The following is a 25,447-nucleotide window of genomic DNA, read 5'->3' on the forward strand; positions in this document are numbered from 1 at the left end:
CCGAAGGGCGATAGGGCATGAGCAAGAAGATTCCGACGTCCCGCGTGGACAAGCTGCTGGGCTCGATGGGCTACGGCTCGCGGGCCGAGATGGCGCGGCTGGGCAAGGCGGGCGGCATCGTGCTGGACGGCGCCGATCTGACCGATGTGTCGAAGCGCATTCCGGTGACGCCCGATCTGCCGAGCCGCATGGAGATCGACGGCGAGGCGCTGGACCCCGTGGCGGGGCTGGTCGTTTTGCTGAACAAGCCGCTGGGCATGACCTGTTCGCACAAGGAGGACGGGGCGCTGGTCTATGACGTGCTGCCCGACCGCTGGCGGCGGCGCGACCCGGCGATCTCGACCATCGGACGGCTGGACAAGCAGACCTCGGGCCTGCTGCTGCTGACCGACGACGGCGACCTGCTGCACCGGGTGATCTCGCCCAAGCGTCATGTGGCCAAGGTCTATCGCGCGACGCTGGCGCGGCCGCTGAACGGGACGGAAGGGGCGCTGTTCGCCTCGGGCGAGTTGGTGCTGGAGGGCGAGGACAAGCCGCTGGCGCCCGCCGTGCTGGAGGTCGTGTCGCCGACCGAGGCCCTGCTGACGGTGACGGAGGGCCGCTATCATCAGGTGCGCCGGATGTTCGCGGCGGCGGGCAACCACGTCGAGACCCTGCACCGCGAGCGGCTGGGCGGGCTGGCGCTGCCGGACGATCTGGCGCCGGGCGCTTGGCGGCTGCTGAGCGAGGCTGAGATCGCTTCGATCTTTGTCTCTTAAACTCCGCTCATCCCGGCGGACGCCGGGATCCAGTGAGAGCTTCACGCGCCGCGTTTGCCGCCAAAGAACTGGGCCCCGGCGTCCGCCGGGGTGAGCGGGGAGAAGAAGGGCGTGCTTGACCTCTTCTTCATGCTCGCGCACCTGCCTGTCTCATGACACTGACCAAGATCTGCGGCCTGACGACGCCGGACACGCTGGATGCGGCGCTGGAGGGCGGGGCGGCCTTTGTCGGGGCGGTGGTGTTTCCGAAGAGCCCGCGTCACATCCCGCCGCTGCACGCCGCGACCCTGTTCGACCGTGCACGGGGCAAGGCGAAGGTGGTCGCCGTCCTGGTCGATCCCGACGACGCCCTGTTGAGCGAGGTCGCCCTGATCCTGCGGCCCGACTTCATCCAGTTGCACGGCCAGGAGACGCCGCAGCGCGCGGCCGAGGCGCGAAGGCTGACGGGAGCGGGGATCATCAAGGCCCTGCCGATCCGGGATGAGGCCGACTTCGCCGATGTCGCGGACTGGACCGGCGTCGCCGATCATCTGCTGTTCGACGCCAGGCCGCCCAAGGGCGCCGATCTGCCCGGCGGGGTGGGGGCCTCGTTCGACTGGACGCTGATGCAGAACCGGACGCTTCCGGCAAACTGGTTCCTCGCCGGAGGGCTAGATCCGCAAAATCTCACCGAGGCGGTGCGGATTTCAGGGGCGCCGATGGTTGATGTGTCCTCTGGCGTTGAAAGCGCGCCGGGTGTTAAGGACCGGGCTCTGATCAAAGCTTTTCTGGACGCCGCATCGCGGTCCTGATTTCGTCGCCTTCCTCCCTGAAGATTTTCGTGTGCCGGATATCGTGAACGCCTCCCTGTCGAATTCCTACGCCTGGCCCGACGCCGAAGGGCGCTTCGGTCCCTATGGCGGCCGCTTCGTGCCCGAGACCCTGATGCCGCTGATCCACGAGTTGGAGGCGGCCTATGCGGCGGCCAAGGCGGACCCGAGCTTCCAGGCCGAACTCGACGGCTATCTGGAGCACTACGTCGGCCGCGCCAGCCCGCTCTATTTCGCCGAGCGTCTGACCGAGCATTTCGGCGGCGCGAACATCTGGCTGAAACGCGAAGACCTGAACCACACGGGCGCGCACAAGATCAACAACTGCATGGGTCAGATCCTGCTGGCCCGCCGCATGGGCAAGACGCGCATCATCGCCGAGACCGGCGCCGGTCAGCACGGGGTCGCCTCGGCCACCGTCTGCGCCCGCTTCGGCCTTCCCTGCACGGTCTACATGGGCGCCGTCGACGTGGCGCGGCAGCAGCCGAACGTCTTCCGCATGAAGCTGCTGGGCGCGGAACTGACGGCGGTGACGGCCGGGGCGGCGACGCTCAAGGACGCCATGAACGAGGCGATGCGCGACTGGGTCACCAATGTCGCTGACACCTATTACATCATCGGCACGGCGGCGGGCCCGGCCCCCTATCCGGCCATGGTGCGCGATTTCCAGTCGGTGATCGGCAAGGAGATCAAGGCCCAGAGCCAGCGCCAGATCGGCCGCCTGCCCGACGCCGTCATGGCCTGCATCGGCGGCGGATCGAACGCCATCGGCGCCATGCACCCCTTCATTCAGGACGAGAGCGTGCGCCTGATCGGGGTCGAGGCCGCCGGCCACGGCCTGGACACCCCCGCCCATGCCGCCAGTCTGAAGGGCGGGCGCTCGGGCGTGCTGCACGGCAACCGCACCTATCTGTTGCAGGACGCCGACGGCCAGATCCTGGAGGGGCACTCCATCTCGGCCGGTCTGGACTATCCGGGCATTGGTCCGGAGCACGCCTGGCTGCATGACCTCGGCCGGGCCGAATATCTGTCGAGCACGGACGACGAGGCGCTGGAAGCCTTCCAACAGCTGTGCAGGCTGGAAGGCATCATTCCGGCGTTGGAAGCATCGCACGCCCTGGCGCGCGCGGGCGAGGTCGCCAAGGACATCGGCAAGGGCGGCGATCTGGTGATCGTCCTGTCGGGCCGGGGCGACAAGGATATCAACACCGTGGCCCAGCACCTGGGCGTGGAGCTGTGATGATGAAGACTTTGCTGATCGCCGCCGTCGTGGCGGCCGTGTCGCCGACTCTGACCCTGGCGCAGAACAACGCCGCGCCTGCGCCCCAGACGTCTTCTGGCCAGGCGCCCGTACAGACCGCGCCGACGATTCCGCCTGGTCCAGCGGCCACGGGAATGCCGGTCCTGCCGCCGGCGACGGAGGCGGCCGACTGCGGCGGCCTGTTGCGCACGGCGGCCTTCTGCGTGACGGCGCAACTGGATCAGATCGGCGCCCTGGCCGACGCCTATACCGAGCATCTAGCCACCCTGAACTGGCTGGCGGCCGACGGCGACGACAACCGCGTCATCTTCGTGCGTCGCCGCGACGGCGGCGGCTGCGACGGCCTGCAGATGGTCGCCTTCTACGATGAGACCAAACCCGCCGAGGCGACCGCTCCAGGCTATCTGGGCTTCGCCGTCATTCCGGGCGACGTCTGCACGGCGGCGCCCGCCGCTCCGGCGGCGACGCCTTCGGGAGGTTCGGCTCAGTGACGACCGCCCGCATCGACGCCCGCTTCGCCAGGCTGAAGGCCGAGGGCCGGGCCGGTTTCGTTCCCTATGTCATGACCGGCGATCCCAGCCGGGATGAGGCGCTGGAGATCCTCAAGGGCCTGCCCGCCGCAGGCGCCGACCTGATCGAGCTGGGTCTGGCGTTTTCCGATCCGATGGCCGAGGGGCCGCCGATCCAGCGCGCCGCCTTGCGCGGGCTGAAGGCGGGGATGACCCTGCGCGGCACGCTCGATCTGGTCGCCGACTTCCGCAAGACGGATCAGGACACGCCGCTGATTCTGATGGGCTATCTGAACCCGGTCGAATCCTACGGCTATGAGGCTTTCGCCCGCGATGCGGCCGAGGCCGGGGTGGACGGCATTATCGTGGTCGACTGCCCGCCGGAAGAGGCGGCGCCTCTGCTGGCGGCTTTGAAGGCGGCCGATCTGTCGCTGATCCGCCTCGCCACGCCGACGTCCGATGACGACCGGCTGAAGGTCATCGCCGAGGGCACGTCGGGCTTTGTCTACTATGTCTCGGTCGCCGGGGTGACGGGGGTGAAGGAAGCTGTGGCCGCTGACGTGGCGCCCGCCGTCGAACGCGTGCGTCGTGCGGCCAACCTGCCCGTCGCCGTCGGCTTCGGCGTGAAGACGCCCGAGCGCGCCGCCGAGATCGCCCGCGTCGCCGACGCCGTGGTCGCCGGCTCCGTCTTCGTCGACGAAGTGGCCGCCGCGCTGGCGGCGAACGAACCGGCCGTTCCCCGCGTTCTGGCCAAGGTGAAGGCCCTGGCCGATGCGGTTCATGCCGCCCGCACTAGTGCTTCCGTGACGGAAACCGTTTAAAGGCCCCGCCCATGGTCGATAAAAATCCCGAGAACAAGGCTCGCGGCGGCTGGCTGTCGCGTTTCGCGCCCGGCGTGCGCAAGATCGTCAGCCCGCGCGACACCCCGGACAATCTGTGGGTCAAGGACCCCGACACGGGCGAGATGCTGTTCCGCTCGGACCTGGAGGCGGCCCTGTGGGTCACGCCGTCGGGCCGTCACATGCGGATCAATGCGCCGACGCGCCTGAAGGCCACCTTCGACGACGGCCTGTTCGAGAGCATCGACACGCCGGACGTGCCGGAAGACCCGCTCAAATTCTCGGACGGCAAGCCTTATCGCGATCGCCTGTCGGCGGCGCGCAAGGCGGCGGGCCGCAAGGACACCATGGCCATCGGCTACGGCCGCATCGGCGGCGCGCCCGCCGTGGTCATCGTTCAGGACTTCACCTTCATGGGCGGTTCGCTGGGCATGGCGGCGGGCGAGGCCTTCATCGCCGCCGCGCGTGAAGCGGTGAAGCGCAACGTTCCCCTGGTCTGCTATACCGCCGCCGGCGGGGCGCGGATGCAGGAAGGCGCCCTCAGCCTGATGCAGATGGCCCGCACCACGCTGGCCGTTCAGGAAGTGAAGGCGGCCAAGCTGCCCTACGTCGTGGTGCTGACCGACCCCACGACGGGCGGGGTCACGGCCTCCTACGCCATGCTGGGCGACGTTCACCTGGCCGAGCCGGGCGCCCTGATCGGCTTCGCGGGTCCGCGCGTGATCGAGACCACCATCCGCGAGAAACTGCCGCCGGGCTTCCAGCGCGCGGAATACCTCAAGGACAAGGGCATGGTGGACAAGGTGGCAGCGCGCGGCGACCTGCCGACCACGCTGGGCCAGATCCTGTCCATGCTGATGGGCGGTACGGCCCAGAAGAAGGCTGCCTAACCGCAGGCTTTTCCCATGGACCCGATCTCGGAACGCCTGCGCGCCCGGCATCCCCAGCGCATCGACCTGTCGCTGGACCGGATGCGGGCCTTGTGCGCCGCGCTCGGCGATCCGCAGGACAAGCTGCCGCCGGTGGTCCATGTCGCGGGCACCAACGGCAAGGGATCGACGGTCGCCCTGCTCCGGGCGATTGCAGAGGCGGCGGGCCTGCGCGTCCACACCTATACCTCGCCGCATCTGGTGCGCTTCAACGAGCGCATCCGGCTGGCTGGGACGCTGATCACGGATGAGGCGCTGAACGCCATCCTCGACCGGGTCGAGGCGGCGATGGCCGAGACCGGCGGCCAGGCGACCGTGTTCGAAAGCACCACGGCGGCAGGCCTTCTGGCCATGAGCGAGACGCCCGCAGACCTGGCGATCATCGAGGTCGGCCTGGGCGGATCGCTGGACGCGACCAACGTCATCGCCCGGCCCCTGCTCAGCGTCATCACCCCGGTTGATCTGGACCACGCCGAGTTTCTGGGCACGACCATCGAGGGCGTGGCGGGCGAGAAGGCGGGCATCCTGAAAGCGGGCGCACGCGGCGTCGTGGCGCGTCAATCCGAGGCGGCCATGGCGGTGATCGAGCGCCGCGCGGCCGAGGTCGGCTCGCCCCTGACGGTCATGGGCGTGGACTTCGACGCCTGGGCCGAGCGCGGGGGCCTCGTCTATCAGGATCAGGAGCGGTTTCTCGACCTGCCCGCGCCCGCCTTGCCCGGCGCGCACCAGTTCGACAACGCGGGCGTGGCGATCGCCGCCGCGCTGGAGCTGGACCTGCCCGAAACCGCCATCGCCGAGGGCCTGAAGGCCGTGCGTTGGCCCGCGCGGATGCAGCGGCTGACGGCAGGCGCCTATGCCGATAAGGCCCAGAAGGCGGACGCCGAACTGTGGCTGGACGGCGGGCACAACCCCCACGCCGCCCGCGCCCTGGCCCGCGCCCTGTCCGATCGTCAGGCGCGCGCGCCGCGCCCCACGGCCCTGATCGTCGGCATGTTGGCCAACAAGGACGCGGGCGGCTTCTTCGAAGCTTTGAAGGGGATCGACGCCCAGGTCTTCACCGTCGGCTTCGACGGGACGGCCGCCGAACCGGAGGCTCTGGCCGGCGTCGCCCAGGGACGCGGCTTCGGCGCCATGGCGGCGGGATCAGTGGACGCCGCGCTGGACCGCGCCCTGGCCCTGGGCGCCGGACGGGTGGTCATCTGCGGCTCGCTGTATCTGGCGGGCGAGGTGCTGGGCGCCAGCCGCGAGACCTGGCCGGTCTGAAGCAAAACGCCGCGCCTCTCCCTCCCCGTCCCGGGGAGGGTGGTCGCGAAGCGACCGGGTGGGGAGGGCCAGGTGATTAGGGCGCGACGTGAGAAGGCGTGGCGCACGAGGCGCGGAGGCCTCCCGCGCCTTTATCGGAAACGATCTGCCTTCACCCCCACCCAACCCTCCCCCATCGAGGGGGAGGGCGTTTGCAAAAAGAAAAGGCGGTGCCCCGTCAGCGGCGCCGCCCCCACCCGGTTTCGGCCTGACGGCCTCAACCACCCTCCCCGGGACGGGGAGGGAAAAGTCGTGCGGGTATTAGTCCGCCTTGACGCCGGCTTCGGCCAGCCATTCGACGATCTTGCCCTTGGGCATGGCGCCGACCTTCATCGAGGTCATCTGGCCGTCCTTGAACAGCATCAGGGTCGGGATGCCCTTCACGCCCATCTTGGACGGGACCATGGGGCTGTCGTCGATGTTGACCTTGGCGACGGTGACCTTGCCGGCCAGCTCGTCGGCGATCTGCTCCAGCGCCGGGCCGATCTGTTTGCAGGGGCCGCACCACTCGGCCCAGAAGTCCACCAGGACGGGGGTCGAGGATTTCAGGACGTCGGCGTCGAAGCTGTCGTCGGTGACTTTCACAGTCGCCATGAATGGCTCTCCTTTAGGGCGCTATCGCTCGGCCCGCGGGGCCTTGCTGTTTGAGCGCTGAATAGATTGCGCGTCGGAAGGTCCGACGTTCGGCCACAGATGTGGGTGCGAATCCTCGACAAATCAACGCGCATTTTCGAGAGCGCTGTCCATCAGGGCTTGAGGAACCGCCATCAGCTTCGGCCCGTCGGTCCAGACCAGGGCCGCCTCGACCGCCCGCTCGGGATAGAGGCGGCGTAGGACGGCGGCGTAGATCGCCATCTGCAGCACATAGGCCGGATCGGCGTCCTCGACGTGATCGGGAGCCGGGCGGTTGGACTTGAAGTCGACCACCAGCACCCGCTCGGGCGTGATCACCAGCCGGTCGATGCGGCCGGAGATCGACACGCCGGACGGCAGGTCGGGCGCGGTCCCGGTCAGGGCGACCTCGGCGCGGCTGCCGGGGCCGAAGACGGGGGCGAAGCGGGTGTCGTCCAGCACGCCGAAGGCGGCGGCGATCATCTCGGCGCGCTGGTCCTCGCTCAGGTCGCGCTCGCGCGCCAGCATCCGGTGCGCGGCGTCGGGACGGTCGGGCGGCGGCAGGTCGGGCAGGCGCTCCAGCAGGCGGTGGATCAGGTCCCCGCGCCGGAAGCGGCCCAGACCCGCGCCGGGGCCTTCGCCGCGCGCCAGCGGCGACGGGGCGGGGATGCGCTTCTGCTCCTGCATCTGCGACGGCGAGGCGAAGCGGGCGGCCGCGTCACGCGGCGGGTTGATCCGCGCCCAGTCGGGGGCCTCAGGGCGGGCTTCAACCGTGGCGACGGCGGCGGGCAGGCTGTCGGGATCGGCGCCGTAGCGACGGACGCCGCCGTCCAGTTCACGCACCTGATCACCCAGCCGGTTGAAGGTCTCCTCGATCACCGACCACCAGTCCCCGGCCTCGGGCGCGCGTTTGGAGCCGCGCCCCATGACGATCACCCGGTCCCGCGCACGGGTCAGGGCGACGTAGAGCAGGCGCAGGGATTCATCGCCGACCCGCGCCTCGCGCGCCGCACGGGCGTCGGCCGAGGCGGGGCAGTCCTCCTTCGATGAGCCGGGGCACATCAGCCAGGCCTCGGCGCCGTCCTCCAGCGAGACGGGCATCAGGGACGGCCCCTGCGCCTTCGCCTTCATCGTCGTGTCGGGCAGGATGACGACCGGCGCCTCCAGCCCCTTGGCGCCGTGAACAGTCATGACGCGGACCTCGCCGCGCGGGCCTTCCAGTTCGCGCTTCACCTCGACGTCGGCGGCTTCCAGCAGGGCGAGGCAGGTCTCCAGATCGGTCCCGCCGCGCCCCTCGGCGGCCAGCACCTGATTGAGGGTCTCGTCGACGGCTTCCTCGGCCTCACGCCCCAGCCGCGTCAGGATGCGGGCGCGACCTGATTGGCCGGTTGCGTCCACCCGGTTCAGCAGGCGGGAGAAGAAGCTGAACGGATCGAGGTCGCGGGCGTCGCGCGCCGCGCGCAGCAGGTCCAGCGCCCGACCCCACTCGGGCCGTTCGCCCGCGCGGCGCTTCAGTTCGCGCCACAGGCCGTCGCGCTTTTCGCGGCCCGCCAGCTCGAACAGGCTGTCCTCGTCCACGTCGCAGAAGGGACCGCGCAGCATCTCGGCGACCGTCAGATCGTCGCCGGGGAAGAGGGCGAAGCGGGCCAGGGCCTTCAGGTCGTCGAAGACGATGTGCTGCGACAGCTTCAGCCGGTCGGCGCCCGCCACCGGCGCTCCCGCCGCCTTCAGGGCGCGGATGATCTCCTCGAACGTCGCGTCCCGGCGGCGGACCAGGATCAGGAAGTCGCCATAGCCGCAGGGACGCGCAGCGCCGCCCTTGTCGAAGACGACGGCGCCGCTGTCGACCTGGCGCTTGATTTCGAGCGCCAGGGTCTGGGCCATGCGTTTGCGGGCGCTGGCGGTTCCTTCCTGATCGACGGGATCGGTCCAGGCGTCGCGCTCGGGCGGGGCTTCGTCCACGAACAGTGGCCATAGCTCGACGGCGCCGGGCTGGCCTAGACGAGCGGCAGTGTGGTGCGGAATCTCGCCGGTTTCCCCGACCAGGGCGCGGGCGCGTTCGGGCGTGGCGAAGACTTCATCCACGAACGTCAGCACCGCCTCGGTCGAGCGGTAGGAGGTCTCCAGCGGCACGCCCTCGAAGGCGCCGCCCGCCCCGGTGATCAGGCTGTCGTAGACCTGCGCTTCCTGTCGCAGCCGCTCGGGCCGGGCGCCCTGGAAGGAGTAGATCGACTGCTTCTCGTCGCCGACGGCGAAGACGGTGCGGTCGGTGCCCTCGACGGTGAAGAATTCGCCGGTCAGGGCGCGCATGATAGCCCACTGTTCAGGGGCGGTGTCCTGCGCCTCGTCGATCAGGACGTGGTCGACGCCGCCGTCCAGCTTGTACAGCACCCAGGCGGCGGTCGAGCGGACGGTCAGCAGCTCGACCGTGCGCGCCACCAGGTCCGAGAAGTCCAACGCGCCGTGGGCCGTCTTGGCCGCCTCGTAGAGGGCGGCGTGGGCGTTGGCGAGGGTCAGCAGCTTGATGGTGTCGTCGGCGACCTTGGCGGCGCGCAGCTGGTCGCGGGCGGCCAGGAACTTGTCCTGCAGATCGGTCAGCCAGCCCGCGGCGTCCGGCGGCGCCTGCTTGGTCGCCATTGACTTGCGGGGCGAGCCGGAGCCGGTCAGGAAGACGACGCCCAGGCCGTGGAAGGTCCAGTCGTGGTTGAGGGCGTGGATCAGTTCGGCGGCGCGATCCTTGTCGGTCTTGGAGCCGGTGGCCATCAGCTCGGCCATGCGGCGGACCTCGCCCCGGTCCAGCCAGCGCAGGAAGTCGGCCTCGATATCCTCGGGCGCCTTTTGCGGGTCGGCGCCGGTCAGGACGTAGGGGCCGGGCGCGCGGCCGTCGGCGACGCGGGCGACATAGTCGGTCAGTTCGGCGCGTTTGTTCTCGATCAGGGCCAGCAGATCCTGGAAGCGGCCCCAGTCCAACTCGACCGCGAAATGGCTGTAGGCCTCGCCGACTGGCCCTTCGGCGTCGTTGAGGGCGGCGCGGGCCAGATCCTCGCGCGCGGCGTGAGACAGGGCGATCGCGGCCTCGTTCTCCAGCACGGTGAAGCGCGGCGACACCCCCGCCTCGATGGGAAAGCGACGCAGCAGCTTTTCGCAGAAGGCGTGGATGGTCTGGATCTTCAGCCCGCCGGGCGTCTCCAGCGCGCGGGCGAACAGGCGTCGCGCCTCCGACAGGCGGGCGGGGTTGAGGGCGGCGGTGTCGCTGTCGTCCAGCTTCGCCAGTTCAGCCGACAGTTCGCCGTCGTCCATGACGGCCCACTTGCCCAGAGTCTCGAACAGGCGGGCCTGCATCTCGGCGGCGGCGGCCTTGGTGTAGGTCACGCACAGGATGGCCGAAGGCGCGGCGCCGCCCAGCAGCAGGCGCGCCACCCGGCTGACCAGAGTAGTGGTCTTGCCCGATCCGGCGTTGGCGGTGACGAAGACCGAACGGGCCGGGTCGGCGGCGCGGGTCTGGGGATTGAGGCCGTCCCGAACGTGGAGGTTCATTCCGCCTCTCCTTCTTCGCCGCCGCCGATGACGTGCCATTCCCAGACGCGGGCCAGCAGGTTGTAGGGGCTGTAGCTGCCCATCAGATGAGGCGCGGCCCACGAGAGGTAGGGCGTCTCCGGCCTGTCGAAGTCGGCGACGCGGGCCATCAGGCCTTGCAGGGCGGCGTCGGACAGGATCTGCGCCTCCGGCCCGGCGGCGCGCACGGCGACCTCGCCCGCCTTCTTGCGGCCGACGACGCGGACGTAGGTCAGCTCTTCGGGCGAGACGGGGCCGTTAGTCGCCTTGAAGCCGCCAGCGGCGAGAATGGCGCCGGTCAGGGTCAGCTGGGGCGCGAAGCCCGCCTTGATCTGTTTGGCGCTCGGAACCTGGCCGGTCTTGAAGTCCATGACGGCGGCCGACAGCGCGCCGACCTCGATGCGGTCGGCGTAGGCCTTGACGGTGAAGGGGCCGCCCGGCACGTCGAAGGTCAGGGCTCCCTGCTGCTCGATCAGCAGGTCGACGCCGCGCGCGCGGCGCTCGGTCTCGAACCCGGCCAGCCAGCGGGCGGCGTTCTTCGCCAGCGGCGCCTCGCGGGCCATGGCGGCGTCCTCGAAGCCGTGGGCGGTCAGTTCCTCCAGCAACAGGCGCTCGATCACCGCGTCGAGATCGTCGGGCAGCAGATCGGGCCAGTCCTCGGTCAGGCGCTCGATGGCCTTGTGCACGGCGTTGCCGCGCGCCAGGGCCTCGGCCGAGGCGCCGGGGCGCTCCATCGGTTCGAGGTTCAGGATGCGGCGGGCGTAGAGGGCGTAGGGGTCGCGGACCCAGCGCTCGACCCCGGTGACATAGAGGCTGCGCGGGCGGCGCTCGACCGGGGGCGTGGGCGCGGGGCGCGGGGCCAGCCGGGCCGGGCCGGGCGGCGGGGCGTCGAGAGCGCTGGTCCAGTCGGCAGCGCCGTCGGGGGCGCTGAGTTTGACCGGGGTGTCGGGTGCATCGGCGCCACGCGTCAGCATCTCCAGCCGCCACAGCCAGCGCGAGCGCACGGCGGGCTGGCCGCCGCGACGCTCGCAGTGGACCAGGATCGCCTCGTCAGCGCAGGCGGCCTGAACGAAGTCCTGCGCCGTCTGACCCAGACGCCGTTCCGGCGCGGGCAGGGGCAGGGCGGCGCGCATCGGCCGCGACAGGAAGGGGTCGACCGGGGCCGCGTTAGGCCAGACGCCCTCCTCCAGCCCGGCCAGGATCATGCGGTCGGCCCGCGCCAGCCGCGCCTCAATGGCGCCGAGGATGCGCAAGGACGGATGTGTGGCGCCGCCGGTGCGCACCGTGGCTTCGGCCAGCAAGGCGGCGATCAGATCAGCGAACTCGGCGGGGGTGGTCTGACCCAGCGGGCCGCCGCCCTCGATCAGGGCCGACAGAAGGGCGGCCGCCGCCTCGCCGTCCGGTCCGGCCCAGGCGTTCTGACCGGCCAGGGCTTCGATCAGGGCGGTCAGGGTGCGGGCCGCCTCGTCGGGCGGACAGGGACGGGCGGTCGCCAGCGCCTCCAGCCGGTCGACGAGGGCCTGCGCGCCCTTGAGGCGAGCCAGCTTCCAGTCGGCCAGCGGCAGGCCGCCGCGCCGGGGTTCGCCCGCCTTCAGCAGCTTCTCGCGCAACTGGGACCAGCGGCGCGGGCGGGGGCCGCGCAGGGCGTGTTCCTCCAGCGCCTCGGCGGCGTCGGTGAGCGACGTCTCACCCAGATCGAGGCGGACCAGTGGGTGCTTCAGCAGGGCTAGCAGGGTCTGCGGCTTCAGAGGCTCGGCCAGGAAACGGGCGCCAAGGTCGACCAGCACCCCCGCCGTCATCCGCGACAGCGGCTGGCCGGTCGAGGAGTCGGCGACGATGCCCCAGCGCGCCAGCCGCGCCTCGACCCGGCGCGACAGTTGCAGATCCGGCGTCACCAGGGCGCAACTGATGGGGCGGCCGTTGGGCGTGCGGTGCTCCAGGCTTTCGCGCATCATCAGGGCGACGGCGGTCGCGGCCTCTTCCTCGGCGCGGACGGACAGGACGGACAGGCCCGACAGGCCCTCGGCGATGGGGTCGGCGGCGCGGCCCGCCTCGGCCGAGCGGGCGCGAAGACGTTTGATCTCGCGGCGCCAGTCGTCAGTGGCCTCGGCGGGGCGCAGGGCTTCGTTGATCAGGCGCTGGCGGGCCAGGCCGCGCGCCTCGATGGCGGGATAGAGTGGCGGCTGGAACCACAGCTGGACGGCCTCGCGCGTGACTTCGGCGCGGGCCAACAGGGCTTTCAGCGCGGCCTGCGGGTGCTGGTCGTCGATGCGGTCCCAGGCGTCGGCGGCCAGATCAAGGTCGAGGCCGGGCAGGACGACCACGCCCTGCGGCGCCTTCGCAACGGCCTTCAGCACATCGGCGGCGGCGGGGACGGTGCCAGTCGAACCAGCGGCGATGACGGGGGCCTGCGGCGGGCGGGCGTCCCACGCCTCGGCCAGACGGCGCAAAAGGGTGGCGCGGCGCCAGGCCGGATCGACCAGCCCTAGCGCCTCCAGCCGTTTGGGCCAGGCCTCGACGGCGAGGCCGAGGAAGCGGGCGCTTTCGCGCCAGTGCTCGGCCAGATCCTGTTCCGCCAGGGTGGCGACGCGCGACAGGTCGGAGACTTCCTCCAGCTGGCAGGAGTCGAGGAAGGCGCCGAGCGCATCGGCCATTTCGAGCGCGCGCAGGGGCTTCATCCCCGGCTCGAAGTCCTCGGCGATCATCCGCGCCATTTCGAAGCGGCGCGTCAGGGGGGCGATGGCGGGCGGCAGGTCCAGACCCAGTTCGCCGGGGGCGAAGGGCGGCTCGTCCTCTTCCAGATCGCCGAGCGGGCGGACCTGAGGCAGCAGGACAGGGCGTTCGCCCGCCAGCTTGCCCAGCGCGAAGGAGAAGGCGCGGGCGGCGCGGCGGTTGGGCAGCAGGATGGTGGCGTCGGTCAGGGTCTCGGGCGGGGCGTCGCCCAGCCAGTCCAGCACCCCCGCCGCCAGGTCTTCGAGGAAGGGCCGCCAGGCGGGCACGGCGCGCCAGCGCGGCCCGCTTCCGGCGAACGGATCGAAGCGCCCCCCCGTCATGGTCAGGTCTCCGCCTTCAGCCGCGCCTCGGCTTCATCGCGCGCCTCCGGGTCGCCGACGTGCATCCAGTCGCCGTCCAGCACGCAGCCGAACAGGCGCCCCTCGGCGGCCGAGGCGCGCCACAGGGGGCTGAGCGAGAAAGGGCCGTCGGGGCCGTGGTCGGCGTAATCGGGTCGGGTGATGTGGACGCCCATATAGGCGTAGGGCGCGCTGGCCGCCTCGCCCCGGAAGGTCAGGGCGCCGTCGTCTCCGAGGAAGAAATCGCCGCCGCCCTCGAAGCCGATGGAGCCTTCGCGCCGGGCCAGCAGCAGGGCGGCGTCCATGCGCGCGGGATCCCACAGGCGGATGAGGTCGCCCAGGGCGTCGCCGCGATCGATCCAGACGCTGTCGATATTGGCGACGAAGACGGGATCATCGCCCAGAAGAGGGCGCGCCCTCTTCAGGCCGCCGCCGGTTTCCAGCAGTTCGGCGCGTTCGTCAGAAATGGTGATGGATGGGCGCGCGCGGCTGGCCAGATGGCTTTCCAGACGATCGGCGAACCAGTGGACGTTGACCACGGCGTCGGTCACGCCCGCCTCGGCCAGGCGGTCGAGGACATGGTCGATCAGCGCCTTGCCGCCGACCTCGACCAGGGCCTTGGGCCGGTCGTTGGTCAGGGGGCGCATCCGCGTGCCGAGCCCGGCGGCGAGAACCATGGCGGTGGTGGGTGCGGTCATAAAACGACTCCAGCCCTTCTCCCCTCGTGGGAGAAGGTGTCATGCGGAGCATGACGGATGAGGGGGCGGGCAGCGACGCGCGCGCGTTCAGACGGCAAAGGCGAGACCGGCGGAACCCGCCCCCTCATCCGAGCCGCTGCGCGGCCCACCTTCTCCCACGAGGGGAGAAGGAAGAGCGCGATCGTCTTCATCGACGCACATCCTCCGGCGCGTGGCGGTCCATCCAGGCGGCGACGGCTTCGAGACCCGGCGCCTTCAGATTGGCGTTCAGGTGCGCCCACATGCGCGGCATGAAGGCGGCGTAGCGGGGCTTGCCGTCGCGGGCGATCAGGCGAGCGAAGATCCCCAGGATGCGCGCTTCGTTCAGCGCCGCCAGGCCGGCGTAGGACGCCATGAAGGCCTCGCGGTCGATCTCGGGGCGCAGGGCGAAATAGTGGTCGAGCGCCAAGGCCTCCAGCTCGGGCGCCACGTCGCGGCGGGCGTCCTGCAGCAGGGAGTGCAGATCCCATGACGGATGGGCCTTCACCGCGTCCTGGAAGTCGATCATCCCGACCGAGGCGGCGCCGGTCTTGCCGTCCAGCCGGATCAGGTTCTCGGCGTGATAGTCGCGGTGAGCCATGACGGAGGCGCCCGCCTCGCCCGCCGCCGTGATCGGGGCCCAGGCTGCGCGCCATTCGGCGACGGCGGCTTCATCGAAGGCCAACGATGGGATCAGCTTGGGCAGCCATTCGACGAACAGGTCGGCGCCGCCTTGCAGCGCCGTCTGGTCATAGGTCAGCAGGGGCCAGTCGCCTGCCGGGCCGCTCAGGACATCGGGCGTCGGGGCGGCGTGCAGGACGGCCAGGGCCTCGACGGCGGCGCGATAGAGGGGGGCGGGATCGGCGCCGTCCTCGATGACGCGGGCGAACAGGGCGTCGCCGAAATCCTCGATCACCGCCAGGCCGTTGGGGGCGTCGACGGCGACGATCTCAGGCGCGGACAGGCCGAGCGACTTCAGATGGGCGGCGACGGCGGCGAAGGCCTCGATGCGTCCGGCGGACAGGCGGGCGACGGCGTTCCAGCCTTGGGCGTGGCGCTGTTCCGGCGTCCACGACGGATCGCAGGGCTGGCTCTCGGCGGCGGGGGCCTGGTCCATCAGCATCAGGGAGGCGCCCGAGGGCGTCGTCAGGCGCTCATAACGCCGCGTCGAGGCGTCGCCGGGCAGGGGCGCGCGGACGGCCTCGGCCAGACCGGTTGAGCGCAGAAAATCGAGACGGAGGGCTTCGCGGTCAGACATGGAGTTCCTTCAGTTTCGCTTCCCACGACCCTGCGCCAGTTGCGGTCGCAACTCTTCCAGAGAGGCCCCTATCGCCGCCCTCGCGGAGGGCGGCTGCCTGAGGGGCGGGTTCCGAGATTTCGATCGTCAGCCGGTCGGGGCCGAGCATCCGACCGGGGTCGTCGCCCAGACGCTCGGGCCATTCGATCAGGGCGCAACCCTCGTCCAGCGCCTCGTCCAGACCGATCTCAAAGGCTTCTTCGGGACGGCTGAGGCGATAGAGGTCGAAATGGGCGATCGCCGGATCGCTCTCGTAGAACTGGACCAGGGTGAAGGTCGGCGAGGGCACGTCCTCGTCGGGGTGCGTCAGGGCGCGGATCAGGCCGCGCGCCAGCGTCGACTTGCCCATGCCCAGCGGGCCGTAGAGCAGGACGGCCTCGCCCGGCGCCAGCAGGGGAGCGATCGCTTCGCCGAGGCGGGTGGTGGCGTCGGCGTCGGGAAGGTCGAAAATCATCAGGCGAAGGTCGCGTCAGGATCGGCGGCCAGGGTCCGCTCGACGAAGGTTTTCAGTTTCAGGGTGGCGGCCTGGGCGTCGACGTCCAGGGCCAGCGGCGGGATGGGACGGCCGACGATCAGGTCGAAGGCGCGGCCCTTCTTGTTCAGCAGCTCGTGGAAGAGGGTGATGTCGCGCAATTCCTGCGACACCTTGTCGAACAGGTGGAACAGGCGGCTGCTCGGACCGGCGACGTGGATCGGGATCACCGGCGCCTCATATTTGCGGGCCAGGGAGGCGGCGGTGGCGGCCCATTCGGGGTCGGTCAGTCGGCCGTCCGGGCCGACGCGGGCCAGGCGCCCGGCCGGGAACATGACGACGCAGCGTTCGGCCTCGAACGCCTCCTTGGCGGCCTGAAGCGTGGCGCGGGTCTTCTCGCGCGTGCGTTTGGCCGTGACCCATTCGACGGGGACGACGGTTTCCGACAGGCGCGGCGAGACGCGCAGCGCATCGGCGTTGGCGAAGTAGATCAGGTCGTTCCGCACCGTCCGCAGGGCGTCGTGCACGGCCAGGCCGTCGGCGATGCCGGTCGGATGGTTGCACACCACCAGACAGCGGCCCGAGGCGGGCAGGCGGTCCAGATGCGCCGTCCGCACCGTCAGCTCCAGCAGGTCGGAGACGTAGTCGAGCGCCTGGCGTCCGGCCATGGGGCCGATGGCGTCGGCCATGCGCCGCGCCTTGGCGTAGTCGAGCAGGCCGTAGAGGGCGGGTCGCGCCATGGGCCAGGCGGCCGATCCCGTCAGCCGGGGCGCGCGCTCGGCGATCAGCACGTCGACGATGTGGGGAGCCGGACTCATCGTCTGCTTGTCGCCGAGGCGGCGGCGTCGGGCAAGCGCCATCCAGCTTGGCTAGGACCGGATCGCCGCCTATGCAGGAAGCCTGACCATTCTTTGGGGGAGTGTAGCGTAATGACCCGATCACATTGGATGACGGCTGCGGCCGTCCAGATGCTGCTGCTGGCGGGGGGGCTGGCGGCGACGCCGGTTCTGGCTCAAGCGACTTTGGCCCAGGCCGCGCCGGTCGCGGCTGTTGCACCGGCTCAGGCCGAGGCTTCCGACCGTCTTGGCCTGAAGGATCTGGCGACGATGGAGCGGGTCGGCGATCCGCGCGTCTCGCCTGACGGGCGCCGCGTCATCTACGCCGTGACCACGACGGACTGGAACGGCAACAAGAACCAGACCGGTTTGTGGATGGTCGATGTCGATGGCGCGTCGCCCCCGCGTCGCCTGCCGATCTCCGACGGCGGCGTTTCGAGCGCGCGCTGGGCGCCGGATGGACAGTCGATCTACTTCCTGTCGTCGCGCGGCGGATCGAACCAGGTGTGGCGCGCGGACCGCGACGGCATGGCGGCGGCCCAGGCGACCACCCTGCCGGTGTCCCTGTCGGGCTTCCGCTTCACGCCGGACGGCAAGGCCCTGGTGCTGGGCGTGTCGATCTATACGGACTGCGAGACCCTGGAGTGCACCCGCGACCGCCTGGCCGAGCGGGCCAAGTCGAACCAGCAGGTCTATGACCGGATGCCGCTGCGGGTGTTCGACCGCTGGGCCGACGGGCGTCAGAGCCACATCTTCCTGCAGCCGCTGAACGGCTCGGGCTTCGCCGAGGGGCCGCCGCGTGACCTGACCGCCGGTCTGGATGGGGACGTCAGCGTCGGCGAGGGCGGTCTGACGATCGCGCGCGACGGGCGCACCTTCGTCTATGCCGCGCGCAAGCAGGCCGACCGCGCCGCCTTCACCAACGACAGCGACCTGTATCGCCTGAGCGTGGACGGCGGCGCCCCGGTCAATCTGACCGAGGGCCATTCGGGGCCGGACGGGGCGCCCGCCCTGTCGCCGGACGGACGCCGCCTGGCCTGGCTGGCCGCCCCGCGCGAGAACGTCGGCGGCGATCAGCCGGTGGTCATGGTGGCCGATGCGAACGGTTCGGGCGCCCGCGCCCTGACCAACTGGGACCGCGGCCCCAGCGGCCTGACCTGGCGCTCGGACGGACGGGCGCTCTATGTGACGGCCGCCGACGAAGGCCAGAACCGCCTGTTCGAGATCGACGCCCGCAGCGGCGCGGTGAAGGCCCTGACCGACATCGGCTCGGTCGGCGACTTCGACGAGGTCGGCGGCGTCCTGGCCTACGCCCATGAGAGCTTCACGGCTCCGACGCAGGTCTGCATCGCCCGGAACGGCCAGACCGCGCGCCAGGCGACCCAGCACAACGCCGAGCTGTTGGCCCGCATCGACCTGCCGCGCCCGGAGGAAATCCGCTTCCCCGGCTGGAACAATGAGACGGCGCACGGCTGGGTGTTCAAGCCTGCGGGCTACGTCGAGGGCCGCAAATACCCGGCCGTCTATCTGATCCACGGCGGGCCCAAGTCGCCCTGGACCGAAAGCTGGTCCTACCGCTGGAATCCGCAGGTCTATACGGCTGCGGGCTATGCGGTGGTGATGGTCAACTTCCATGGCTCGCCGGGTTATGGCCAGGCCTTCACCGACGCCATCAACGACCACTGGGGCGACCGTCCGCTGGAGGATCTGCAGAAGGGCTGGCAGGCGGCGCTGTCGGCCAATCCGTGGATCGACGGGGAGCGGGCCTGCGCGCTCGGCGCCTCCTACGGCGGCTATATGGTCAATATGATCGCGGGCCAGTGGAACGAGCCGTGGCGCTGTCTGGTCAACCACGCCGGGGTGTTCGACGTGCCCCAGCTGATGAACGCCATGGACATCTCGACCTTCATCCATGAGTTCGGCGGCGCGACCTGGGACCGCAAGGCCGTCTATGACGTGCACAACCCCGAGACCTATGCGGGCGACTGGAAGAAGCCGATGCTGGTGCTGCACGGCTCCAAGGACTTCCGCGTGCCGATGGAGCAGGGGCTGGCGACCTTCTCGGCCCTGCAACGGCTGAACATCCCCAGCCGCTTCGTCCATGTGCCGGACGAGAACCACTGGGTCTTGAAGCCGCAGACATGGGTCGAGTGGCAGCAGGAGATCCTAGACTGGACGGCCGACTGGACGAAGGAAGGCCAGTAAACCGCGACCTGAACAGGAGACTTTGCGGGCGGCGCGCGGCGGTGTTAGGCCTTTGGCCTGATTGAAATCCGCATGAGGAGCGCCTGAATGCGCCGCCTGCCCCATCTCCTGTCCGGCCTCAGCGCCGCCGCCCTGCTGACCGCCACGGCCTTGCCGGCCCTGGCCGAGGGAGCGCTCGTTGCTCCGGCTGCGGCGACAGCTACGACGCAGGCTTCGAATGCGTTCACCTATCAGGACATGATCTCGGCCAACCGGCTGGGCGATCCGCAGGTGTCGCCGGACGGCGAGTGGGTGGTCTATGCGCTGACCCAGACGGACGTGGCGGCCAACAAGCGGTCCAGCGCCCTCTACATCCTGGGCCTGAAGGGCGAGGCCCAGCCGCAGAAGCTGGCGATTTCCGAAGGCGGCGCCAACACCGCCCGCTGGGGCGCCGACGGCAAGCTGTATTTCCTGTCGGGCCGCTCGGGGTCGAGCCAGGTCTGGGTCTCGGCCGACAAGGGCGCGACGGCGACGCAGGTCACGGCCCTGCCGACCGACGTCAACGCCTATCGCATCAATGGCGCGGGCGATGCCGTGGCCGTGTCCCTGGCCGTCTATCCCGACGCGGCGGACCTGAACGCCTCGGTCGCGCGCGGCAAGACCGAGGCCGAACGCAAGTCGACCGGCCAGGTCTATGACCGCATGTTCGTGCGTCACTGGGACACGTGGAACGACCACACCCAGAACCACCTGTTCGTCCAGTCGATCGGCGCGGACGGCACGGCGGGCGGCGAGCCGGTCTGGGTGACTAAGGGCTTCGACGGCGACACCCCCTCCAAGCCGTTCGGCGACGAGAGCGAGTTTACCTTCGCCCCCGATGGCCAGTCTCTGGTCTTCTCGGCGCGCAAGGCGGGGAACAGCGAGCCGTGGAGCACCAATTTCGACCTCTACAGCGTCGCCGTCTCGGCGCCCGGCCAACTGACCAATCTGACCGAGGCTAACCCGGCCTGGGACACCGGCCCGGTCTTCTCGCCGGACGGTCAGACCCTGGCCTACCGCGCCATGGCCCGTCCGGGCTTTGAGGCGGACAAGTATTCGATCTTCCTGCGCGACGTCGCCACCGGCCAGACGCGCCAGATCGCGGCCAACTGGGACCGCTCGGCCGATACGCTGCAATGGTCGAAGGACGGCAACACCCTTTACACGACGGCGGGCGACGTCGGTCAGACCCGCCTGTTCGCCATCGACGCGCGCAACGGGGTGGTGACGCCGCTGACGGGCGAAGGTCACGTCGGCGCCTTCCAGCAGACGTCCTCGGGCTTCGTCATGGCGGTCGACACCCTGACCTCGCCCAGCGACCTGTTCTTCAAGACCTATCGCGGCCGCGAAATGCCGCGCCGCCTGACGAACGTGAACCCGCAGTTGGCGACCAAGGCCTTCGGCGAGGCCGAGCAGTTCAGCTTCCCCGGCTGGAACAACGAGACGGTCCACGGCTACGTCATCAAGCCCGCCAACTACGTCGAAGGTCAGAAGTATCCGGTCGCCTTCCTGATCCACGGCGGGCCGCAGGGTTCGTTCGGCAACGGCTGGTCCTACCGCTGGAACCCCGAGACCTATGCGGGCGCGGGCTATGCGGTGGTGATGATCGATTTCCACGGCTCGACCGGCTACGGCCAGGAATTCACCGACGCCATCAGCCAGCACTGGGGCGACCGCCCGCTGGAAGACCTGCAGAAGGGCTGGGCCTTCGCCCAGTCGAAGTATGACTTCCTCGACGGGAGCAACGCCTGCGCGCTCGGCGCCTCCTACGGCGGCTATATGATCAACTGGATTGCGGGCAACTGGCCTGGCGAGTTCAAATGCCTGGTCAACCACGACGGCGTCTTCGACACCTTCGGCATGGGCTACGGCACCGAGGAGCTGTGGTTCACCGAGTGGGAGTACGGCGGCACGCCGTGGGAAAACCCGGAGGGCTATCAGAAGTTCAATCCGGCCAACCATGTGCAGAACTGGCGCGACCCGATGCTGGTGGTCCAGGGCGACCTCGACTTCCGCATCCCGACCTCGCAGAGCCTATCGACCTTCACCGCCCTGCAACGGCGCGGGATCGAGAGCCGCTTCGTCTTCTTCCCGGACGAGAACCACTGGGTGCTGAAGCCGGCCAACAGCCTGCAATGGCACAATGAGGTGTTCGGCTGGCTGGATAAGCACCTGGCCAAGTAAGGCTCGGCCTGACTTCGGGGCGCGGTTCGACAGGGCCGCGCCCTTCGGCTTTTGGGGAGGCGGAATGACGAGACGAGGGCTTCTGGCGCCGCTGCTGGCGACCGTGGCGACGGCGGCCTGTGCGCCGTTGATCGGCGAAGGCGTGACGCCGCCCGCGTTGCTGGGGCCACCCGGCTGGCGTTCGGCGCGCGCGGCCTATGGCGCCGACCCACGTCAGAGCCTGCGTCTTTATCGCCCGGCGCGGGCGGAAGGCTTGCCGATCCTGATCCTGCTGCCCGACCGCGCGCCGGATGCGGCGGACGAGCGTTCGGCGCGCGATCTGGCCGAGCGGGGCTTCGTCGTGGTCCTGGCCGACCGACGGGCGGCGCCCGACAGCGCCTACCCAGCCTACATCGCCGATGCGGCGGCGGCGGTCGCCTGGGCGGCGCGGCGGGCGGATGATCTGGGCGGCGACGCGGGGCGTATCGGCGTGCTGGGCCAGGGCGAGGGCGGCCGTGCAGCCCTGATGCTGGCGCTGGACCGGCGCTATCTGGCGGCGGCGGGCGCCCCCGGCGCGGTGCGCGCGGCGGCGGCCCTGGGCGCGCCGCAACGGCCGGACGCGACCTTCACCGACCCGTCCGCCTATGGCGAAGGTCTGGGCGTGGCGCCGATCTGGCGCGGAGGGGCGAGCGACATGGCGGGGGCGGTCGCTTTCCTGCGCGAGGCGCTGGGCTGAGACGTCAGTCGCCCGCCTCGGCCCGCGTCTTGAGATTGGCCAACTGGGCTGACAGCACTCCATCGACCGGGGCGGCCCAGGCCGCCAGCCCGCCGCTGGCGTAGCCGCCGACGACATAGGCCCAGGTCAGGGTCGTCCCTTCGCCCTCGGGTTTCAGGCTGAACGTCAGGCCGCCCGCTGCGCCCTGACCCTGCAGCGGGCCAAGGCCGCCCTGCAGCACCAGTTTCGATCCCGGCTCGACCAGCACCGTCTCCAGATGGCGCGAGACGCGTCCGTCCGCCGCCTGCTCGCACCAGCAGCCGCCGGGCGACAGGTCCAGCGACAGGGCGGAATCCTTGAACCAGCGATGGTCGCGGCTCCACCAGGCGTCGGGCGCGGTCAGCAGCGCCCAGACCCGTGCGGGCGGCGCGTTCAGGCTCAGCGTCCCGCCGACCTCGAAGCCATGCGCCTCGGCCGATTTCACCTCGGCTGAGGCGGGCGTCGAAACGAAGGCGACGGCCAGCATGGCGGCCGCGGCGGCGAGGGCGGAAAGGCGTCGAACCATGGGGAATCCTCCAGCCGCACGAGAAAGCGCGCGCCGGCTTTCCTGGTCAACTGTCATGTCGGCGTGTTTCCCCCGTCTCGCCAAGGTCACGGATTTCCGCTAGAGGAAGCCATGACAGACAAGATGACCCCCCAGGCGGCGCTGGACCGCCTCGAAACCCTCTACAATCAATCCGTCGCCAACCTGCGCAATGCAGTGAAGCGCTTCCTCGAGACCGGCGAGCGCGCTGATCCCGAAGCGCGGGCCTCCGGCCTGTTCGCCTATCCCCGACTGACCATCAGCTGGTTCGGCGACCGCCCGCAGGATCTCGAGACGCGCGCCTTCGGCCGCCTGTCGCGTCCTGGCGTCTATACGACCACCGTCACCCGCCCTGACCTGTACCGGGCCTATCTGCTGGAGCAGCTGACGCTGCTGTCCGACGAATACGGCGCCCGGATCACGGTCGAGCCGTCGGAGCAGGAAATCCCCTTCCCCTATGTGCTGGATGGTTCCGGCGTGGTGCTGGACAGCACCATGACCGCCGCCATCGCCCGCTGGTTCCCGACCACGGACCTGGCGCACATCGGCGACGAAATCTCGGACGGCCTGTTCGAGCCGGGCGAGGACTTCCCCCTGGCCCAGTTCGACGGCCTGCGCACTGACTTCTCGCTGGCGCGGCTGCGGCACTACACCGGCACTCCGGTCGAGGACGTGCAGTCCTATGTGTTGTTCACCAACTATCACCGCTACGTCGACGAGTTCGTGCGCTGGGCCTGCGCCCAACTGGCCGATGCCGACAGCCCCTATGAGACCCTGTCCTGCGCCGGCGGCGTGATCATCGACCGCGCCACGCCGAACCCGGAAGTCGCCATCATGGATGCGGCCTGGCGCCGTCATCAGATGCCGGCCTATCACCTGACGCGGCCGGACGGTCAGGGCATCACCCTGGTCAACATCGGCGTCGGCCCGTCGAACGCCAAGACCATCTGCGACCACCTGGCCGTCACCCGACCGCACGCCTGGATGATGATCGGCCACTGCGGCGGCCTGCGCGGCAGCCAGACCATCGGCGACTACGTCCTGGCCCACGCCTATCTGCGCGACGACCATGTGCTGGACGCGGTCCTGCCGGCCGACATCCCCATCCCCAACATCGCCGAGGTGCAGCGCGCCCTCTATGACGCGACCAAGCTGGTCTCGGGCGCGCCGGGTGAAGAGGTGAAGAAGCGTCTGCGCACCGGCACGGTCGTCACCACCGACGACCGCAACTGGGAGCTGCGCTATTCCAAGTCGGCCCTGCGCTTCAACCAGAGCCGCGCCGTCGCCATCGACATGGAATCGGCCACCATCGCAGCCCAGGGCTATCGCTTCCGCGTGCCCTACGGGACGCTGCTGTGCGTCTCGGACAAGCCGCTGCACGGCGAGATCAAGCTGCCGGGCCAAGCCAACCGCTTCTACGAAGGCTCGATCTCCGAGCATTTGCAGATCGGCATTCAGGCGGTGGACCTGTTGCGCGCCGAAGGCACCCGCCTGCACTCGCGCAAGCTGCGCGCTTTCGATGAGCCGCCGTTCAGATAAGGGCGCTACCGCTCGCCGCGCGACGGCTCGCTGCTTGAGCGCGATTTCTCCCTCCCCTTTATGGGGAGGGTGGTCGCAGCGAAGCGAAGACCGGGTGGGGAGGGCCAGGTGATCCTGGACGCAGCGTTCGACTTACCTCCCCGCCCCACCCGGCTTCGGCCTGGCGGCCTCAGCCACCCTTCCCATGAAGGGGAGGGAGAGGCGTTGCGTTTGGTTCTGAGAAAGAACTTTACAACATAAAGTTCTTGGCTCATTTTCTGCATAACAGGCAGGGAGAGACGCCATGACCCGCGACCAGGTTCAATCCGTTCACGACGACATCGCCTATATGAAGGCTCTCGCGCAGGAAGGACGGCAGGCGCCGCTGGTGGGCGGGCGCATTCTGGTCACCGCCGGGCTGGTGTTCGGGGTGGCGGCGATCGTCCACTACGGCATCGACAGCGGCCTGATAGACATCCCGCCCGTCGCCTATCTGGTCCTCTGGGGCTCGGCCATGTTGGTCTTCTTCGGTGCGCTTATCGTCGGGATCAGGCAAGCGGACCGCAAACCGGGCGCGCAGTCGGTGGGTAATCGCGCCGCCGGCGCCGGCTGGATGGGCGCCGGTCTGGGCATCTTCGTCATGTCCCTGGCCATGGGCGTGATCGGATGGAAGACGCAGAGCGATACGGCCGCCATGATCTTCCCTTCGCTGATCTTCGCCCTTTACGGTTCGGCGTGGGCGGTGTCGGCGACGATGAGCGGGCAGAAGTGGCAATGGTATCTGGCGATCGGCAGCTGGATCGCGACGCCTCTGATCGCCTTTCTGATCGGCAGTCCCCTGATGTGGCTGGGTTATGCGGCGGGGCTGTTCCTGTTCGCCCTCGTCCCAGGCCTGATCCTGATGCGCCAGGAACCGACGGAGGTGGTCTGACATGGCCGCTTCGGAACCGGCGGCCGATGAGGCTGACGCCTTCGACATCGGCCGCATCGACGAGGTGATCCACGGCCGGGTGCGCCTGGGGATCATGGCCTATCTGTCCAGCGTGGAGAGCGCCGACTTCGGCGAGCTGAAGGCGCGGTTGCAGACGACGGACGGCAATCTGTCGGTGCATTTGCGAAAGCTGGAGGAGGCGGGCTTCGTCGCCGTGTCCAAGAGCTTTCAGGGCCGCAAGCCCCTGACGCGGGCCGGCATGACGGAGGCCGGACGCGACGCCTTTCTCGCTTATCTGGACGCCATGTCGGCCCTGGTGGCGGGGCGCTAACCGGACTGGCGTGCGGC

General features: G+C 69.9%; 21 protein-coding genes. 13 read left to right on the forward strand and 8 right to left on the reverse strand.

Features of this window, described 5'->3' with window-relative positions:
- Positions 1 to 17 precede the first annotated feature (17 nt).
- The 7 genes from AC3IPP_RS00060 to AC3IPP_RS00090 all read left to right on the forward strand — a co-directional run bounded on the left by AC3IPP_RS00060 (position 18) and on the right by AC3IPP_RS00090 (position 6,368).
- Positions 18 to 758, forward strand: coding sequence for a pseudouridine synthase (locus AC3IPP_RS00060; RefSeq protein ID WP_489149873.1), 741 nt, complete (start codon positions 18 to 20; stop codon positions 756 to 758).
- A gap of 152 nt (positions 759 to 910) precedes the next feature.
- Positions 911 to 1,549, forward strand: a complete 639-nt coding sequence (locus tag AC3IPP_RS00065; RefSeq protein ID WP_087140454.1) for a phosphoribosylanthranilate isomerase — start codon at positions 911 to 913, stop codon at positions 1,547 to 1,549.
- Positions 1,550 to 1,589: 40 nt separating this feature from the next.
- Positions 1,590 to 2,807: a tryptophan synthase subunit beta gene (trpB, locus tag AC3IPP_RS00070; protein WP_489151078.1), complete on the forward strand. Its 1,218-nt coding sequence runs from the start codon at positions 1,590 to 1,592 to the stop codon at positions 2,805 to 2,807.
- A 2-nt stretch (positions 2,808 to 2,809) separates the two neighbouring features.
- Positions 2,810 to 3,319, forward strand: coding sequence for a hypothetical protein (locus tag AC3IPP_RS00075; RefSeq protein ID WP_489149874.1), 510 nt, complete (start codon positions 2,810 to 2,812; stop codon positions 3,317 to 3,319).
- Positions 3,316 to 4,158 carry a tryptophan synthase subunit alpha gene (gene trpA, locus AC3IPP_RS00080; protein ID WP_489149875.1) on the forward strand — a complete coding sequence of 281 codons (843 nt, stop codon included), beginning with the start codon at positions 3,316 to 3,318 and terminating at the stop codon, positions 4,156 to 4,158. Before AC3IPP_RS00075 ends, trpA begins: the two co-directional genes overlap by 4 nt.
- Positions 4,159 to 4,169: 11 nt before the next feature.
- Positions 4,170 to 5,066: an acetyl-CoA carboxylase carboxyltransferase subunit beta gene (locus AC3IPP_RS00085; RefSeq protein ID WP_489149876.1), complete on the forward strand. Its 897-nt coding sequence runs from the start codon at positions 4,170 to 4,172 to the stop codon at positions 5,064 to 5,066.
- Positions 5,067 to 5,081: 15 nt separating this feature from the next.
- Positions 5,082 to 6,368, forward strand: coding sequence for a bifunctional folylpolyglutamate synthase/dihydrofolate synthase (locus AC3IPP_RS00090; protein WP_489149877.1), 1,287 nt, complete (start codon positions 5,082 to 5,084; stop codon positions 6,366 to 6,368).
- 300 nt (positions 6,369 to 6,668) lie between these two features.
- Here the strand turns inward: AC3IPP_RS00090 and trxA are convergent, their stop codons facing one another.
- From trxA to AC3IPP_RS00125, 7 genes are all read right to left on the reverse strand, one after another.
- Positions 6,669 to 7,001, reverse strand: coding sequence for a thioredoxin (gene trxA / locus AC3IPP_RS00095; protein ID WP_003168818.1), 333 nt, complete (start codon positions 6,999 to 7,001; stop codon positions 6,669 to 6,671).
- A gap of 123 nt (positions 7,002 to 7,124) precedes the next feature.
- A complete protein-coding gene (addA, locus tag AC3IPP_RS00100) occupies positions 7,125 to 10,556 on the reverse strand; it encodes a double-strand break repair helicase AddA (protein ID WP_489149878.1) in 3,432 nt (1,143 codons plus the stop codon).
- Positions 10,553 to 13,627, reverse strand: coding sequence for a double-strand break repair protein AddB (addB, locus tag AC3IPP_RS00105; protein WP_489149879.1), 3,075 nt, complete (start codon positions 13,625 to 13,627; stop codon positions 10,553 to 10,555). The genes addA and addB overlap by 4 nt, the downstream gene beginning before the upstream one ends.
- Positions 13,628 to 13,629: 2 nt before the next feature.
- Entirely contained in the window at positions 13,630 to 14,343 is a 714-nt protein-coding gene (gene murU, locus AC3IPP_RS00110) for an N-acetylmuramate alpha-1-phosphate uridylyltransferase MurU (RefSeq protein WP_489149880.1), read from the reverse strand.
- 187 nt (positions 14,344 to 14,530) lie between these two features.
- A complete protein-coding gene (amgK, locus tag AC3IPP_RS00115; RefSeq protein WP_489149881.1) occupies positions 14,531 to 15,619 on the reverse strand; it encodes an N-acetylmuramate/N-acetylglucosamine kinase AmgK in 1,089 nt (362 codons plus the stop codon).
- Positions 15,612 to 16,115: a tRNA (adenosine(37)-N6)-threonylcarbamoyltransferase complex ATPase subunit type 1 TsaE gene (gene tsaE / locus AC3IPP_RS00120; RefSeq protein ID WP_489151079.1), complete on the reverse strand. Its 504-nt coding sequence runs from the start codon at positions 16,113 to 16,115 to the stop codon at positions 15,612 to 15,614. The genes amgK and tsaE overlap by 8 nt, the downstream gene beginning before the upstream one ends.
- The gene (locus tag AC3IPP_RS00125; RefSeq protein WP_489149882.1) at positions 16,112 to 16,990 is read right to left on the reverse strand and encodes a 1-acyl-sn-glycerol-3-phosphate acyltransferase; all 879 of its coding nucleotides are present in this window, start codon (positions 16,988 to 16,990) and stop codon (positions 16,112 to 16,114) included. The genes tsaE and AC3IPP_RS00125 overlap by 4 nt, the downstream gene beginning before the upstream one ends.
- A gap of 69 nt (positions 16,991 to 17,059) precedes the next feature.
- On the opposite strand from AC3IPP_RS00125, the gene AC3IPP_RS00130 reads away from it, so the two are divergent.
- The 3 genes from AC3IPP_RS00130 (at position 17,060) to AC3IPP_RS00140 (ending at position 22,088) form a co-directional block, all read left to right on the forward strand.
- On the forward strand, positions 17,060 to 19,171 hold the full coding sequence (locus tag AC3IPP_RS00130) for a dipeptidyl-peptidase 5 (protein WP_489149883.1): 2,112 nt from the start codon (positions 17,060 to 17,062) through the stop codon (positions 19,169 to 19,171).
- 87 nt (positions 19,172 to 19,258) lie between these two features.
- A complete protein-coding gene (locus AC3IPP_RS00135; RefSeq protein ID WP_489149884.1) occupies positions 19,259 to 21,373 on the forward strand; it encodes a S9 family peptidase in 2,115 nt (704 codons plus the stop codon).
- A 64-nt stretch (positions 21,374 to 21,437) separates the two neighbouring features.
- On the forward strand, positions 21,438 to 22,088 hold the full coding sequence (locus AC3IPP_RS00140) for an alpha/beta hydrolase fold domain-containing protein (protein ID WP_489149885.1): 651 nt from the start codon (positions 21,438 to 21,440) through the stop codon (positions 22,086 to 22,088).
- Positions 22,089 to 22,092: 4 nt separating this feature from the next.
- Here AC3IPP_RS00140 and AC3IPP_RS00145 read toward each other — a convergent pair whose 3' ends face one another.
- The gene (locus AC3IPP_RS00145) at positions 22,093 to 22,632 is read right to left on the reverse strand and encodes an SRPBCC family protein (RefSeq protein WP_252865407.1); all 540 of its coding nucleotides are present in this window, start codon (positions 22,630 to 22,632) and stop codon (positions 22,093 to 22,095) included.
- Between the two features lie 111 nt (positions 22,633 to 22,743).
- Between AC3IPP_RS00145 and AC3IPP_RS00150 the strand changes: the two genes are divergently transcribed.
- The 3 genes from AC3IPP_RS00150 to AC3IPP_RS00160 all read left to right on the forward strand — a co-directional run bounded on the left by AC3IPP_RS00150 (position 22,744) and on the right by AC3IPP_RS00160 (position 25,430).
- Complete coding sequence (locus tag AC3IPP_RS00150) at positions 22,744 to 24,189, forward strand: AMP nucleosidase (RefSeq protein ID WP_489149886.1); 1,446 nt, start codon at positions 22,744 to 22,746, stop codon at positions 24,187 to 24,189.
- Positions 24,190 to 24,472: 283 nt separating this feature from the next.
- Positions 24,473 to 25,099 carry a hypothetical protein gene (locus tag AC3IPP_RS00155; RefSeq protein ID WP_489149887.1) on the forward strand — a complete coding sequence of 209 codons (627 nt, stop codon included), beginning with the start codon at positions 24,473 to 24,475 and terminating at the stop codon, positions 25,097 to 25,099.
- A 1-nt stretch (position 25,100) separates the two neighbouring features.
- Positions 25,101 to 25,430, forward strand: a complete 330-nt coding sequence (locus tag AC3IPP_RS00160) for a winged helix-turn-helix domain-containing protein (protein ID WP_087140620.1) — start codon at positions 25,101 to 25,103, stop codon at positions 25,428 to 25,430.
- Positions 25,431 to 25,447: the final 17 nt, after the last annotated feature.

This window comes from Brevundimonas sp. KH_060, from assembly GCF_057838275.1.

Excerpts from the sequence above, each read along its gene's own strand:
- trxA (WP_003168818.1), bottom strand. The coding sequence starts at position 7,001 with ATGGCGACTGTGAAAGTCACCGACGACAGCTTCGACGCCGACGTCCTG.
- amgK (WP_489149881.1), bottom strand. The coding sequence starts at position 15,619 with ATGTCTGACCGCGAAGCCCTCCGTCTCGATTTTCTGCGCTCAACCGGT.
- AC3IPP_RS00060 (WP_489149873.1), top strand. The coding sequence starts at position 18 with ATGAGCAAGAAGATTCCGACGTCCCGCGTGGACAAGCTGCTGGGCTCG.
- AC3IPP_RS00145 (WP_252865407.1), bottom strand. The coding sequence starts at position 22,632 with ATGGTTCGACGCCTTTCCGCCCTCGCCGCCGCGGCCGCCATGCTGGCC.
- AC3IPP_RS00090 (WP_489149877.1), top strand. The coding sequence starts at position 5,082 with ATGGACCCGATCTCGGAACGCCTGCGCGCCCGGCATCCCCAGCGCATC.
- AC3IPP_RS00155 (WP_489149887.1), top strand. The coding sequence starts at position 24,473 with ATGACCCGCGACCAGGTTCAATCCGTTCACGACGACATCGCCTATATG.
- AC3IPP_RS00065 (WP_087140454.1), top strand. The coding sequence starts at position 911 with ATGACACTGACCAAGATCTGCGGCCTGACGACGCCGGACACGCTGGAT.
- AC3IPP_RS00140 (WP_489149885.1), top strand. The coding sequence starts at position 21,438 with ATGACGAGACGAGGGCTTCTGGCGCCGCTGCTGGCGACCGTGGCGACG.
- AC3IPP_RS00125 (WP_489149882.1), bottom strand. The coding sequence starts at position 16,990 with ATGGCGCTTGCCCGACGCCGCCGCCTCGGCGACAAGCAGACGATGAGT.
- murU (WP_489149880.1), bottom strand. The coding sequence starts at position 14,343 with ATGACCGCACCCACCACCGCCATGGTTCTCGCCGCCGGGCTCGGCACG.
- AC3IPP_RS00130 (WP_489149883.1), top strand. The coding sequence starts at position 17,060 with ATGACCCGATCACATTGGATGACGGCTGCGGCCGTCCAGATGCTGCTG.
- AC3IPP_RS00075 (WP_489149874.1), top strand. The coding sequence starts at position 2,810 with ATGAAGACTTTGCTGATCGCCGCCGTCGTGGCGGCCGTGTCGCCGACT.
- addB (WP_489149879.1), bottom strand. The coding sequence starts at position 13,627 with ATGACGGGGGGGCGCTTCGATCCGTTCGCCGGAAGCGGGCCGCGCTGG.
- AC3IPP_RS00085 (WP_489149876.1), top strand. The coding sequence starts at position 4,170 with ATGGTCGATAAAAATCCCGAGAACAAGGCTCGCGGCGGCTGGCTGTCG.
- AC3IPP_RS00160 (WP_087140620.1), top strand. The coding sequence starts at position 25,101 with ATGGCCGCTTCGGAACCGGCGGCCGATGAGGCTGACGCCTTCGACATC.
- AC3IPP_RS00150 (WP_489149886.1), top strand. The coding sequence starts at position 22,744 with ATGACAGACAAGATGACCCCCCAGGCGGCGCTGGACCGCCTCGAAACC.
- AC3IPP_RS00135 (WP_489149884.1), top strand. The coding sequence starts at position 19,259 with ATGCGCCGCCTGCCCCATCTCCTGTCCGGCCTCAGCGCCGCCGCCCTG.
- addA (WP_489149878.1), bottom strand. The coding sequence starts at position 10,556 with ATGAACCTCCACGTTCGGGACGGCCTCAATCCCCAGACCCGCGCCGCC.